Origin of the sequence: Haloquadratum walsbyi J07HQW2 (genome assembly GCF_000415985.1) — an archaeon.
In the GTDB taxonomy this organism is placed as follows: domain Archaea; phylum Halobacteriota; class Halobacteria; order Halobacteriales; family Haloferacaceae; genus Haloquadratum; species Haloquadratum walsbyi_B.
Window position 1 is genome coordinate 2,865,176 of record NZ_KE356561.1, and the last position, 13,225, is coordinate 2,878,400.

Annotated in this window: 13 protein-coding genes; 9 read left to right on the top strand and 4 right to left on the bottom strand. The window is 46.5% G+C overall.

Annotation, left to right across the window (positions count from 1 at the left end; genetic code table 11):
- Window positions 1–116 precede the first annotated feature (116 nt).
- From J07HQW2_RS13520 to J07HQW2_RS13555, 8 genes are all read left to right on the top strand, one after another.
- A complete protein-coding gene (locus J07HQW2_RS13520) occupies window positions 117–377 on the top strand; it encodes an NADH-quinone oxidoreductase subunit J (RefSeq protein ID WP_048075697.1) in 261 nt (86 codons plus the stop codon).
- Window positions 374–733 (top strand): hypothetical protein, encoded by a 360-nt coding sequence (locus tag J07HQW2_RS13525; protein WP_021056129.1) that lies wholly within the window; start codon window positions 374–376, stop codon window positions 731–733. The genes J07HQW2_RS13520 and J07HQW2_RS13525 overlap by 4 nt, the downstream gene beginning before the upstream one ends.
- Entirely contained in the window at window positions 733–1,035 is a 303-nt protein-coding gene (gene nuoK, locus J07HQW2_RS13530; RefSeq protein WP_021056130.1) for an NADH-quinone oxidoreductase subunit NuoK, read from the top strand. Before J07HQW2_RS13525 ends, nuoK begins: the two co-directional genes overlap by 1 nt.
- 1 nt (window position 1,036) lies before the next feature.
- Window positions 1,037–3,061 (top strand): NADH-quinone oxidoreductase subunit L, encoded by a 2,025-nt coding sequence (nuoL, locus tag J07HQW2_RS13535; RefSeq protein ID WP_021056131.1) that lies wholly within the window; start codon window positions 1,037–1,039, stop codon window positions 3,059–3,061.
- Window positions 3,058–4,584: a complex I subunit 4 family protein gene (locus J07HQW2_RS13540; protein WP_021056132.1), complete on the top strand. Its 1,527-nt coding sequence runs from the start codon at window positions 3,058–3,060 to the stop codon at window positions 4,582–4,584. The genes nuoL and J07HQW2_RS13540 overlap by 4 nt, the downstream gene beginning before the upstream one ends.
- A gap of 29 nt (window positions 4,585–4,613) precedes the next feature.
- Window positions 4,614–6,122, top strand: a complete 1,509-nt coding sequence (locus J07HQW2_RS13545) for an NADH-quinone oxidoreductase subunit N (RefSeq protein ID WP_048075306.1) — start codon at window positions 4,614–4,616, stop codon at window positions 6,120–6,122.
- Window positions 6,123–6,308: 186 nt separating this feature from the next.
- Window positions 6,309–7,781 carry a DHH family phosphoesterase gene (locus J07HQW2_RS13550; protein WP_021056134.1) on the top strand — a complete coding sequence of 491 codons (1,473 nt, stop codon included), beginning with the start codon at window positions 6,309–6,311 and terminating at the stop codon, window positions 7,779–7,781.
- 66 nt (window positions 7,782–7,847) lie between these two features.
- Entirely contained in the window at window positions 7,848–8,630 is a 783-nt protein-coding gene (locus J07HQW2_RS13555; RefSeq protein ID WP_021056135.1) for a CBS domain-containing protein, read from the top strand.
- 48 nt (window positions 8,631–8,678) lie between these two features.
- Here the strand turns inward: J07HQW2_RS13555 and J07HQW2_RS13560 are convergent, their stop codons facing one another.
- Window positions 8,679–8,963 carry a DUF7545 family protein gene (locus tag J07HQW2_RS13560; RefSeq protein ID WP_021056136.1) on the bottom strand — a complete coding sequence of 95 codons (285 nt, stop codon included), beginning with the start codon at window positions 8,961–8,963 and terminating at the stop codon, window positions 8,679–8,681.
- Between the two features lie 97 nt (window positions 8,964–9,060).
- Entirely contained in the window at window positions 9,061–10,128 is a 1,068-nt protein-coding gene (locus J07HQW2_RS13565; protein ID WP_021056137.1) for an NAD(P)/FAD-dependent oxidoreductase, read from the bottom strand.
- Window positions 10,129–10,338: 210 nt separating this feature from the next.
- Here J07HQW2_RS13565 and J07HQW2_RS13570 point away from each other — a divergent pair, with 210 nt between their 5' ends.
- Window positions 10,339–10,626, top strand: a complete 288-nt coding sequence (locus J07HQW2_RS13570) for a DUF357 domain-containing protein (RefSeq protein ID WP_021056138.1) — start codon at window positions 10,339–10,341, stop codon at window positions 10,624–10,626.
- Between the two features lie 340 nt (window positions 10,627–10,966).
- On the opposite strand, the gene cysS is transcribed toward J07HQW2_RS13570, so the two are convergent.
- Window positions 10,967–12,457 carry a cysteine--tRNA ligase gene (gene cysS / locus J07HQW2_RS13575; RefSeq protein WP_021056139.1) on the bottom strand — a complete coding sequence of 497 codons (1,491 nt, stop codon included), beginning with the start codon at window positions 12,455–12,457 and terminating at the stop codon, window positions 10,967–10,969.
- Window positions 12,458–12,656: 199 nt separating this feature from the next.
- A complete protein-coding gene (locus J07HQW2_RS18870; protein WP_021056141.1) occupies window positions 12,657–12,959 on the bottom strand; it encodes a DUF7523 family protein in 303 nt (100 codons plus the stop codon).
- Between the last annotated feature and the right edge of the window lie 266 nt (window positions 12,960–13,225).

The window sequence follows — 13,225 nt, forward strand, 5'->3', positions numbered from 1 at the left end:
TATCTACGATTTTATTACTCTAGGGTATACACATGTGCATAAGAGATACCCTTATTGCGATTACTTTCGGGAACTTCTCGAAATATTCAAAAGGATACCTCAAGGAGACACGTATAATGGTTTATGAGACAATCGCATTTGTGCTGTTTGCGGTTATTACAGTCGGATGCAGTTTAGGCGTCGTTCTCATGCAGGACATATGGCATTCTGCACTCTTGCTTGGAGGGGCGTTATTGAGCGTTGCAGTGCATTACATCATGTTACAGGCAGAGTTCCTCGCCGCAATGCAGATTCTTGTCTATGTTGGCGGGATATTGATTCTTGTCACATTTGCTGTGATGCTGACGCGGACGCAACCGGAGGGAAGTAATATATGACAACACGACCAGAACTCAAGCTTGGATCGCATCTTCTGCCAGGACTTGCTGCTATCGGATTGTTCATTGTGATGACCGTAGCATTCCTGTCTGCATCATTCCCACAACCACAGGGATTCCCTGCAAATGCAAATATTACGGCAAGTATCGGCTATGCGATGTTCAATCTCGATGTTGGCGATGTCGCCGGTGAGAGCTTTCTTGCTGCGTTCATCGTTATTGCACTCACCCTAGATGTTGCACTTGATGGGTCGATTCACCTTGCACGTCGTGAGCGCTCTGAAGAGGACTCTTCAGTTCTTACTGACGGCGGACGAAAACTCAAAAAACAAATATTCAACGAAGGTGACGAGTAATGCTTACACCACAGTATTATCTCATTCTCTCAGCAGCAATATTCTGCACCGGATTATTCGGTGTTTTGACACGGCGGAATGCATTGCTGTTTTTGATGTCTGTTGAATTGATGTTGAATGCTGCAAATATCAATCTCATCGCGTTTTCATATCTGTGGGGTAATATCACTGGACAGACGTTCGGATTATTTGTTATGGCTCTCGCCGCAGCAGAGGTCGCCATCGGTATTGGGATTATTCTGGTATTATATCGCAACTTCGACGGCGTCGACGTCACCGACGCTACAACAATGAAGTGGTAATATGGTCGGAATATTTGACTTCACACCAGCAATCGTTCTGTTACCGTTTGTCTCATTCCTCATAGCACTCGCTTTCGGCAACCGACTTCCAAAGGGCGGCGCACTTGCCGGAATTACAGCAACCGGCGGGTCGTTATTGATTGCAATTGTGACCGCAGTCGTTGTTGCTAGAGGAAACGTGTATGATGCAACCGTCTATACGTGGGCTAGTGGTCTTGATGTAGTTGATCTAACTTTTGGTGTGCTCATTGACCCACTGTCAGCGATGATGTTGATCATCGTTTCACTTGTTTCATTCCTTGTTCATATATTCAGTCTTGGGTACATGAACGCCGAAGGCGAAGTCGGACTTCCGCGATATTATGCTGGACTCGGACTTTTTTCTGCATCAATGCTTGGCTTCGTCGTTGCAGATAATCTATTGATGGCATTCATGTTCTTTGAGCTGGTCGGGCTCTGTTCGTACCTGCTCATTGGGTTTTGGTTCCGCGAGCCAGGTCCGCCAAGCGCAGCAAAAAAGGCATTTCTCGTCACGCGATTTGGAGATTACTTTTTCCTTATTGGTGTTGTTGCCGTCTTTGCAACATTTGGAACAGCCGCGTTTTCCGGGAGTGAGTCATTCCCAGTGCTTGCAGAGGCAGCGTTGCAGGGAGGAGCTGCTGAATCTATCCGAACGTTCGGATTTGAACCACAGCTGTGGTTTACGATTATTGGATTGTTGATCCTTGGTGGTGTCGTTGGAAAATCAGCGCAATTCCCACTTCATACATGGCTTCCAGATGCGATGGAAGGTCCAACACCTGTTTCGGCTCTCATTCATGCCGCGACGATGGTCGCTGCTGGCGTTTATCTCATTGCGCGAATGTATGGTTTCTATGCGCTGTCACCGACAGCACTGGCGATCATTGCATTCTTTGGTGGGTTTACAGCGCTTGTTGCTGCGACAATGGGTGTTGTCAAACGCGAAATAAAACAGGTGCTCGCGTACTCAACCATCTCACAGTATGGATATATTATGCTTGGTCTCGGTGGTGGTGGCTACGTCGCTGCAACATTCCATCTCATGACACATGCATTCTTCAAGGCGCTATTATTCCTTGGCGCAGGATCAGTCATCATCGCGATGCATCATACTGAAGATATGTGGGAAATGGGCGGATTGAAAGAAAAGCTCCCAGTCACATATTATACATTTATTACCGGGTCACTCGCACTTGCGGGCATTATCCCCTTTGCTGGATTTTGGTCGAAAGATGAAGTCCTCTACGAGACGTTACTACATGGACTCGATGGAAATATAATCCTCTTAGCCGCGTATGCAATGGGACTTATCGCCGTATTTTTCACCGGCTTCTATACTTTCCGGATGGTCTTTTTAACATTCCACGGAAATCCCCGATCAGAAACAGCTCGTGACCCAGATGCAGTTGGAATGAATGTTAAAATTCCACTCGTCGTTCTTGGGACACTCGCCGCGACGACTGGCTTTCTCAATATGACGCCCGTTGCGAAGTTGACCGGCTTACATATCGAATTCCTACATAAGTGGCTTGAGCATGGCTTTGCCAGCCTGACTGTCGAACACTATGGCGAGCTTCTACATGATGTTGCTGGCTACGGTGCGGCTGGCATCGAATTAAGTCCAATTCTTCCTGGTGCCGTATCGCTTGGATTGGCACTCGCTGGGTTCTTATTAGCATATCAACTGTACAATGTCCCTGAGCCAGTTGCTCACACTGACCGTCTCGGCAGTTTCAAAACAATGTTATACAATAATTATTATCAGGACGAATATCAGGTCTGGATTGCAACACGTTTCACACAGCCGCTTGCCCGTGTTGCGAACAAACTTGATCAAGGCGTCGTTGACGGAGTGGTAAACGGTGTTTCCGGTATAAGCTTATTTGCTGGCAGCCGAATCAAACGAATTCAAACAGGCGTTATTAGCAATTATGCAGCACTGCTAACGCTTGGACTTACGGCACTGTTAGTCGGACTTGGACTCATGGGAGGGTGGTTTGCATGATTATTGAATTACTTATTGCATTCACGTTCATTGCTGCACTGATCATTTTTGTCGTTCCAGACAAAACTGCAGGTCGACTTGCTGCAATAGCGAGTGTTATTCCGATCCTTGGGAGCCTCTGGATGTGGGCACAGTATGACGCGACTGGGAATGCTCTCCTTGGTGGATCTATCGCATATAAGACAGATATCATCTGGCTGACGCTTGGTGGGCTTGATCTTCACTGGTTCGTTGGTGTTGATGGGATCAGCCTCCCGCTTGTTGTTCTGACGACTATCCTGACGATGCTTGCGATTGTCAGTGCATGGACACCGATTGATGAACGACAGTCTCAGTTTTATGGATTGATGTTATTTATGGAGGCAAATCTCCTCGGTGTCTTTACGACACTTGATTTCTTTGTCTGGTTTATTTTTTGGGAGGGGGTCTTGGTTCCGATGTACTTCCTCATCGGAGTTTGGGGAGGTCCTAATCGCCGATATGCAGCAATCAAATTTTTCGTATATACAAACATCGCTTCACTTGCGATGTTCATTGGATTCATTGCATTGGTATTTGGACTTGGCTCATCGGTATCATCAATGCGACTTCCTGAGATCACACAAGCTCTTCGTGCAGGAAGCCTCACCGCATTCGGTGGCATTGATGCTGCAACGCTGAAACTCGTTGCTTTCATTGCGATGTTCGTTGGGTTCGCCGTCAAAGTACCAGTCGCGCCATTACATACGTGGTTGCCGGATGCTCATGTTGAAGCCCCGACCCCAGTATCTGTGATGCTCGCCGGGGTTCTGCTTAAGATGGGCACATATGCACTACTTCGATATAATTTTACGATGATGCCTGATGTGGCGACAAATCTTGTTATTCCGATTGCGAGTATTGCTGTTATCAGCGTTATTTATGGGGCATTGCTCGCACTTGCACAACAAGATCTCAAGCGTATCGTTGCATATTCGTCAGTATCATCGATGGGATATGTGATTCTTGGACTTATTGCATATACGACATATGGTGTTGGTGGTGCAACATTTCAGATGGTTGCCCATGGGCTCATCTCTGGATTGATGTTCATGTCTGTCGGGGTAATTTACAATGTAACTCATACACGCATGGTCGGTGATATGTCCGGTATTGCAGATCGTATGCCGATCACTGCTGGGATTTTCATCGCGAGTGCATTTGGATATATGGGATTACCGCTAATGGCTGGCTTCGCCGGCGAATTCTTCATTTTTAAGGGTGCATTCGCCTCGACAGTTCATACGGCAATGCCATTGTTCACAGCGGCGGCGATGTTTGGGATCGTGATTGTCGCAGGATATCTTCTTTTTGCGATGCAACGAACACTGTTCGGACCGTTCTCATTTGATGGTGAATATGAGATTACAACCGCTGCAATGCATGATATTGCGCCTCTTGCGGTCTTATTGGCTCTTGTTATTGCATTAGGTGTTGCTCCTGACATATTCTTCGGGATGATTCAAGAAGCAGTTACACCAATTCTTTCGGGAGGTGGGGTGTAATGACTAGTTCGACACTAGTATTACCTGATATGATTACCCTACAGTCAGGGTTGCCGTCTGGAATTTTGGCGCTTGCTCCGGTCATTCTGCTTGCAGGCACTGGGCTTGTGTTGTTGCTCATCGATATCATATTTACTGAGACAGTAAATGATCTGTTGTTAACCGGGGTCTCTGCGGTAGGATCATTGCTTGCATTCGGTATTACTGGGTGGTTCCTCATCAGTGGGCTTGGACAGGCACAGACGGGTGGTGCTATCACACTGTACGGTGATGCGCTCATCATTGATGGATTAAGTCTGTTCTTTACACTAATATTCACTATTGTGACCACGATGGTCGCGGTCGCGTCATATGATTATCTTAGCCCTCAGCAGTACAAGGCTGAGTTTTACTCACTCATATTATTCGCAGCAACAGGTATGGCACTGATGTCGATGTCAAACTCACTTGCAACGGCATTTGTGAGTCTTGAGCTTGCATCACTGCCATCATATGCACTTGTTTCATTTCTTAAAGAAGACCGAGGGAGTATTGAGGCTGGATTAAAATATCTCCTCATTGGGGCGCTGTCATCGGCTGTCTTTGTCTTTGGAGTCAGTCTTATCTATGCAGCCACTGGATCACTGCTTCTCAGTGATATTGCTGAGTCGGTCGCAGAGACAGAACTCGTCGGTGTGCTTGGAATTGGTATATTGATGATTGCAGGTGGATTCGCATTCAAGACTGCATCCGTACCATTTCATTTCTGGGCACCAGAAGCATATGAAGGGGCTCCGGCACCGGTATCAGCGTTTCTGTCATCTGCATCAAAGGCTGCTGGATTTGCTGTTGCATTTCGTGTGTTCACTGAGGCATTCCCACTCAGCTCACTTCCAGTCGGAATTGACTGGGTGCTTGCATTTCAGCTATTGGCTGTTGCAACAATGACACTTGGTAACTTCGCGGCTGCGACTCAAGAAACAGTGAAACGAATGCTTGCATACTCATCAATCGGGCATGCAGGCTATGCGCTTATTGGTCTAGCAGCACTTTCAGCCGGTGGTCCGAACGGTGATGTGCTCGGAGCATCGATGGCACATCTATTCGTATACGGCTTCATGAACACAGGCGCGTTCTTATTCATTGCCCTTGTCGAACATTGGGGTATCGGTCGAACCTTTGAAGATTACAATGGATTGGTAACACGGGCCCCGATTGCTGTTGTTGCGATGACGGTCTTTCTGTTTAGTCTTGCTGGACTGCCACCGTTTGGTGGCTTTATTTCAAAATATGCGTTATTTTACTCGGCAATTGAATCTGGATTCTGGTGGCTTGCGGCTGTCGGTGCTGTCAACAGCGCATTGTCACTGTTCTACTATAGTCGTGTTATAAGAGCAATGTGGATTGAGTCACCGACACAAGATCTCTCTGCGCTTGAATCGCGTCCTGTTGGGCTCTATGCTGCGGTCTTGTTTGCTGGAGTTGGAACACTTGTTTTGCTCCCTGCATTTGGTCCTGTCGTTGAGACTGCACAAACTGTCGCAGCAGCACTGTTTTAGATTTCATAGTTCCGACGTTTGAGTTTTATTTCTCATACCACAGCTTCGATTTCCTGATGCATGTAGGTGAAATATCATACATGATAACGCATTTGATATATAAGGAGGCTAATATTTATTCTCGGATACGGACGATAATAATATTATGACGGCAGTGTTTTAGCGCCTGCATTCGAACTATCGTGTATGAATCGGCGGTTGCTACTTGGGTGTGGCTCTGCCGTCCATGATGCGGTTGAACGCTTTATTAACCGGTCTGGACCTCTTACGATTGTCACGCGGCATGAGACTGCTCTTGAATCACTCGATGGTGACGATACCCATCACATACAGGCTAATCCTGATGACTCGACGGTATATCCTTCAACCGCCGATATGATCTTTATCGCCGGTGACGAAGCTGAACAAAATGCAATTACGGCTGAGACTGCTCGAGCGGAGTTTCCACATGCACATGTCACCAGTCATATCCCTTCGAGCGCCTCTCAGAAGACACGACAGCGAATCAATGGTGCAAGTGATCGAATAGTTGACGCCCGTCGAGCGCTGGTGAATCGCTTTAGCGATATATTGACACACTCAGGTACTAATCAGCTACATCAACTGTTCGCAACATTGCGTGCTATTGACGATACCCTTGCAATTGTGATGCATGACGCTCCCGATCCAGATGCAATCGCAAGTGCCCTTAGTTTAGTAGAACTCGCTGACAGTGTTGATGTTGATGCTGATCCATGTTATTATGGATCGATCTCACATCAAGAAAATCGTGCCCTCGTTAATCTGCTTGATCTTGATTTGATTGAACTTGAATCAAATACCGATGTCGAGACATATGATAGCGTTGCACTTGTTGATCACTCACGACCAGGAGTCAATGATGGACTTGACCCTGCTACGACCGTTGATATTGTTGTTGACCATCACCCACCACGGGCACATGTTGAGGCGTCCTTTGTTGATCTCCGTCGTAATGTCGGTGCAACAAGCACTATCTTTGCAGATTATCTTCGCAGAATAAATGCAACACCCAGTGAGTCTGTTGCCACAGCACTATTATTCGGAATTCGGACCGATACAAATGACTTTGCCAGAGAAGTTTCTACGGCAGACTTTGAGGCGGTCGCATGGTTACTCACTCACGCAGATCTTTCGATTCTTGAAGATGTTGAATCTCCGCAGATGACTTCAACTGTTCTTGAGACACTCTCAAATGCGATTCAGAATCGTGATGTTCGTAGTAACGCGCTCACCTCGAATGTTGGTGAGATTATCGATCGTGAATCACTTGCTCAAGCAGCAGATCATGTGTTGAATCTTGAGGGAATTAATATTGTTATTATATATGGGTGGATTGACGATACCGTCTATCTCTCTGGACGAGCACGTGGTGTTGATATTGACCTTGGTGAAACACTTCGGAATGCTCTTGGAAATATTGGGAGTGCTGGCGGACATGCTGACTTGGCTGGTGCACAGATTCCACTCAACGCAGTTAATTCAGCTCAGGAGGAATCGTCAGACGACCTCTATGCAACTGTCTCAGACGCGATTTCAACACGGGTGTTTGGAGCCTTAGATGATGAAACGACAGTACTTGAGCCTGAGGAAGACAAATCATCTCTTGAGTCATTTCAGTTCCCTCAAAAGAGCAATTAACAGTTGTCTGCGGTCATACCACGATGATGGGTACGTTTTTTAATACTGATTGACCATTAACATATAATGAGCGAGAAGGTGACCGTCGATGAGTACATGACACGTGATGTTCAGACTGTCTCTCCGACTGACACCGTCGCTAACGTCGCCCAACAGATCAAAAATAGCGCTGGTCATACCGGATTTCCTGTTTCGGAAGGGCGGACTGTTGAGGGGGTCGTGACCGCTTGTGATCTTCTCCTGGTTGATGATGAGGCACCTATCTTTACCGTGATGACTGAGGATATCATCGTAGCACATCCGGATATGGCAGTTGTTGATGCTGGACGAGTTATTCTTCGGTCGGGTATTCAAAAACTCCCTGTTGTTGATGATGCAGGTAACCTCGTTGGAATTATTTCTAATACAGACGTTGTCCGCTCACAAATAGAGCGTGCAACACCGGAGAAGGTTGGAAAATTAATGCGGACACTTGAGCAAATTCATGGCATTTGTGTTGATCAGGAACGTCGCTCAATCACGCTTGATAATCTCGTTCCGACACAAAGCCGTGTATATGGCGACGAACTTGAGGGACGACAATATGAACTCGAACGTGGACTTGCGGAACCGCTTGTCGCAATCGATACTGCTGGTGCATTACTTCTTGCTGACGGTCACCATCGTGTTATGGCTGCTGCGGAAATTGGGATTGACGAGATGGAAGCATATGTTATCATCGTCAGTGATCCCGTAGAATTAGGAATGCAGCGGACAGCAGAAAAAGAAGGGCTTCACTCAATTGGTGATATTGAGGTTGTTGAGTATGGACGACATCCCCTTGTTGAAACGACACGCCGACTGCAATAACACAGTAGTCTTCTGATAGTAAACTTTCGACTTTCGCTTTCTCCGCGCTTAGTGGTTATGTCCCATTGCTTCGCTCAATGAGACACCGAATCGGTCCTCAAATAACGACTCCATCTCATCATTGAGTTCTTCAAGATCTGCCGGTGTTTCGCCCTCACCGTGATGAACAACAGCATGTGACTGTTGTGCAAATGATTGAATGACTAAATCACAGACAACTGCAATTGAATCTTCTCCCTGCTCAGTAAACATATCCGGAAGACCAGCAGGAAGTTCAACATCTTCGGTATTTCCGTTAGGATCTTCAATAGTGTACGTTTCTGTCGAAGCCATACTCAATTACAACAGCCAGTACATAAGGGTCTGTGGGACAGCGACCAGCTACCTGTATTCTACGAATTTTAATCTAACTAACGACTACTGTCTCAGCTCAGTCGTCACTTTCAACAGCTGTTACATCAGCTCCAGCTGCTGCTGTCTGAGTACGCTCAAGATCTTCAAGATATTCATCAACATCAAGAGCAGCCTTTACACCCATACCACCAGCGGTTGCTGCTTGTTGATAGTGATAATCAACAACATCTCCTGCAGCAAAGATGCCAGGAACGTCTGTCTTAGTCTGCCCACCACCATCGCCACCTGCGGCATCAAGATATCCGCGGTCATCAAGTGCAACACCAGTGTCGTTGAGGTACTCGGTATTCGGCGTGTGTCCAATTGCGTAAAAAACCGCCCCAACATCAAATTCAAACGTCTCGGTATCCGAATGATCCATTTTTTCTGTTGGGTAGCCTTCAGGATGTTGAGCAAGTACCGTATGGTCGACACCGTCTTCACGTGTACCGTGTAACTCGGTCAATTCTGTGTTTCGCATGATTTCGACATCACCATCTTCGACATGTTCCATTATCCGGTCAACCCAGTAATCCTCAGCTCGGAACTCTTCACGACGATGAACGATGTGGACTGTTGAAGCAAATTTCGTAAGGAAACTCGCTTCCTCCATCGCAGCATCGCCACCGCCGACAACCATGATCTCCTCTCCACGGAAGAAAGCTCCATCACAAGTTGCACACGTTGAAAGCCCATATCCCATCAGTTCATCCTCACCGGGAACACCGAGCGTCCGCGCGGATGCACCTGATGCGACAATCAATGCATCTGTTGTATACGTATCACCGTTAGACACATTAAGAATAAGTGGTTGCTCATCATCGTTGACTGTTTCAACAACGCCATGACGAATCTCCGCTCCGAAACGCTTTGCTTGTGACTTCATGTTCTGAATAAGCTCTGGACCAGAAATCCCCTCGGGGAATCCAGGATAATTCTCAACCTCGGTGGTCAATGTAAGCTGCCCTCCAGGCTCATCACCCTCAAGCACCAGTGGATCATTATTAGCTCGCCCAGCGTAGATTGCCGCTGAGAGACCAGCAATCCCTGACCCGGCAATGACTAATCGCCGGTGCTCAGCAGATTCATCGGTCTGTGTTGTCATATACAATGATATTTGACAGACTCACCCTTTTAATCTTCGCTGTTGTGTACAATCCACGTCCAATAGAAATGTATTATTTACACAATACATTAACTCGAAGGAATCTGATATTAACAAGTCGATTCTGTTTTTCTGTATTCTAATCGATGAGTAGTATGCTGTCCTGTGTTCGTGCGATGGTCCTTTGTCTTCAACCGTTGACGACTGAATATGCCCGCTGAGTTGATTGCCAAAACAGATCAGTATGAGCGAATGCTTACAGACGCACTTGAAGTGGCAGAAATCGCAGTTCCACCGACAACGCCACTCGGTCGCGCGGCTCGTGAAACACGTGAGATGGCTCGTTCATATCTTGAGGATGGTCGGCATTTTAGAGCCGATGATGATCCGGTGAATGCACTCGCAGCGTTTTCTTATGGATATGGCTGGCTTGATGCTGGTGTGCGAATGGGATTATTCACGATTCCTGAAGATTCAGATCTATTTACTACGATATAAATGACTCATATTTGTAGTTTATGTGTAACTATGAAATCAAATACGGATTAGAACACTTTGAATTATTATTACATCGAAATCAACGTTCCTAGGCGTTAATATCGGAGTCACCGACCTCAAGCAAAGAGAGAGCGGTGACCGCATACCACCGACCGATAATGATAGTGATTAGCTTAGATTGACCTCCTCGCACGGCTAAAGTCGTTGGATTTCGCCTCGAATTTCTATAATAGATCGGATAAATGATATTTCAATGAGGTGTCCGATGAACTAATGCTTACTATAAGTCTCTTAGTATCAACCAGGATCGAGATGTCTGTAGTTCATCCATGTTCATTTATTAATCGTTCAATCGATACGTTGTTGCCTCATCAGTATCTTGCACTTCAATCCCAATATCGTCGAGACCGGCTCGAAGCGCATCCGCCCGGTCATAATTCCCTATTTCCCGTTCCGTCTCACGTACGTCCAATACGAGTTCAATAAGTTCTTCAGCAATCTCAATCGTTCCATCACCAGTAGAGCGATCGTCAAATTTGAGTCCGCATACATCCCCGCCAAGAGCTTCGAACGTCTCAATCGCCATATACAGTCCATGATAATCATACCGTTCCCGTGAGTCGATATGCCGATTCACAGCTGTCGCAAGTTCGAGGAGGGCAGCCGTCGCCTCTCGAACATTGAAATCATTGTTCATCGCAATAGTAAATGATGACTTTGTTTCTGAAATACTCGAACGAAGGGACTCATCCTCAACTGTTGCATAAGCATCGGTGCTATCAGACGCCTGAACAGCCGCCTCATACGCACGATTAAGTCGGTCCCATCGCTCGGTTGCCTCTGTCAGTTCGGATTCACCCAGTGTTTGCTCACTTTGGTATGCTGTTGCGAGATAAAACATCCTAAGAATATTGACACCATACTCATCAAGTGCCTCATCAACAGTGAGGATATTACCAATACTTGAGGACATTTTATCACCTGCTGATTGGAGTAACCCGACATGGAGCCAGTATCGTGCGAACTGTTGATCGGTCGCTGCTTCACTTTGTGCAACTTCATTCTCATGATGTGGAAAAACAAGATCGCGTCCACCGACATGGATATCTAGTGTCTCGTCTAAATGTTCCATCGACATTGCTGAACATTCAATATGCCATCCTGGTCGCCCCTCTCCCCACGGTGCACTCCACGTTTGCCCACGAGCGGTCTCAACCGAATCAAGCTCAATTGACCGATGTTCTGCTACATCATCCGGGTCAACAGCACCATCCTTCCATAATGCGAAATCAGCCGGATGTTGCTTTTCAGCACGCTCATCTGCAGGACCCTGCATCTCCATTTCATCAAGTTGTTGATTCGAGAGATCCCCATACCCGTCAAACGCAGTAACATCAAAATATACAGACCCGTTTGATTCATACGCATACCCATCTTGGAGTAGAGTTTCGACAAGATCGATAATTGTCGGAATATGCTCAGAAACACGCGGATAAACCGTTGCTCGTTTGAGATTTAACCCACGCATATCCCGGATCACACTATTCGTAAAGTAGTCTGCGACAGTCGTCTCACTCTCACCTAGATCATCTTCACCGACTCGAGCAACAATCTTCTCATTAACATCGGTGAAGTTCTCCACATGTCGGACATCGTACCCCTGATGCTCAAGCCAACGATGCATCATATCTGCATGTACCCACAATCTAGCATGCCCCAAATGTGCGTGATCCGAGACAGTCAGCCCACAGACGTATAACAACACTTCATCACCACGCGGTTCAAACTCTTCGCGTTCGCCCGTTAGGGTATTTGTCACGGACAATGTCATATCGTGCGGTACTCACGTCGATGGTTTCAATTCGTCGGAATGACCGTTAATGCGGCTTCGATACTGCGGAGTGCGTCTGCACCCTCCCGACGTGGAACGACGATAATGAACATATCACCCACACCCACACTTCCCATTGCTTTGATATTGATATCGTCCGTTTGGATGTGCTCAATTGCTGTTGTGAACCCCGATATGGTTACCTCGGAGATATTGTCAACAATAATAGCGGATAACTGTCCATCAGTCGTAATAATAATGTCTCAACATCCGATTCATTTTGATCTTGAACTACATCATGATCCTCGCTCACAATATCAACGCCATGATGCATTCGAACTGTCACATCGGATGCTTCTACGGTAGTGAACTCATCAAGAGTATCAGCAAATCGACGAAGCGCTCGTGCAACTGAGTCAATATCTCCATCGATATCAAGAAACGATGCGGCGGCGCGATAATTGATGATATCAGCGCGTAACGCGATTACAAGCCAAGCCAAGGATGAGCACGAGCAGCAGCACGTGTCTCAGCAGCGAGTGACATACTTTCGATATGTGTAGCGGTTGCATACATGTAGCGTCCTCTAACCTATCCCTACGCTGTTATCAACACACAATCGAGGGGACAGTCTGAGAAATCATTTATAAAATGATACGTACTCATATTATGGATTGATTCATATTTTTGGGTTATATTTGTTGAGGATAACGTATGGCTGTATCCTCACTGCATTCATTAGATAGGTTGGCTTTTTACCGGGATAGC

Bases quoted from the DNA above. Each gene is read 5' to 3' on its own strand.
- J07HQW2_RS13550 (WP_021056134.1), top strand. From the start codon at position 6,309: ATGAATCGGCGGTTGCTACTTGGGTGTGGCTCTGCCGTCCATGATGCG.
- J07HQW2_RS13570 (WP_021056138.1), top strand. From the start codon at position 10,339: ATGCCCGCTGAGTTGATTGCCAAAACAGATCAGTATGAGCGAATGCTT.
- J07HQW2_RS13555 (WP_021056135.1), top strand. From the start codon at position 7,848: ATGAGCGAGAAGGTGACCGTCGATGAGTACATGACACGTGATGTTCAG.
- nuoL (WP_021056131.1), top strand. From the start codon at position 1,037: ATGGTCGGAATATTTGACTTCACACCAGCAATCGTTCTGTTACCGTTT.
- nuoK (WP_021056130.1), top strand. From the start codon at position 733: ATGCTTACACCACAGTATTATCTCATTCTCTCAGCAGCAATATTCTGC.
- J07HQW2_RS13565 (WP_021056137.1), bottom strand. From the start codon at position 10,128: ATGACAACACAGACCGATGAATCTGCTGAGCACCGGCGATTAGTCATT.
- J07HQW2_RS13525 (WP_021056129.1), top strand. From the start codon at position 374: ATGACAACACGACCAGAACTCAAGCTTGGATCGCATCTTCTGCCAGGA.
- J07HQW2_RS13545 (WP_048075306.1), top strand. From the start codon at position 4,614: ATGATTACCCTACAGTCAGGGTTGCCGTCTGGAATTTTGGCGCTTGCT.
- J07HQW2_RS13520 (WP_048075697.1), top strand. From the start codon at position 117: ATGGTTTATGAGACAATCGCATTTGTGCTGTTTGCGGTTATTACAGTC.
- J07HQW2_RS13540 (WP_021056132.1), top strand. From the start codon at position 3,058: ATGATTATTGAATTACTTATTGCATTCACGTTCATTGCTGCACTGATC.
- cysS (WP_021056139.1), bottom strand. From the start codon at position 12,457: ATGACATTGTCCGTGACAAATACCCTAACGGGCGAACGCGAAGAGTTT.
- J07HQW2_RS13560 (WP_021056136.1), bottom strand. From the start codon at position 8,963: ATGGCTTCGACAGAAACGTACACTATTGAAGATCCTAACGGAAATACC.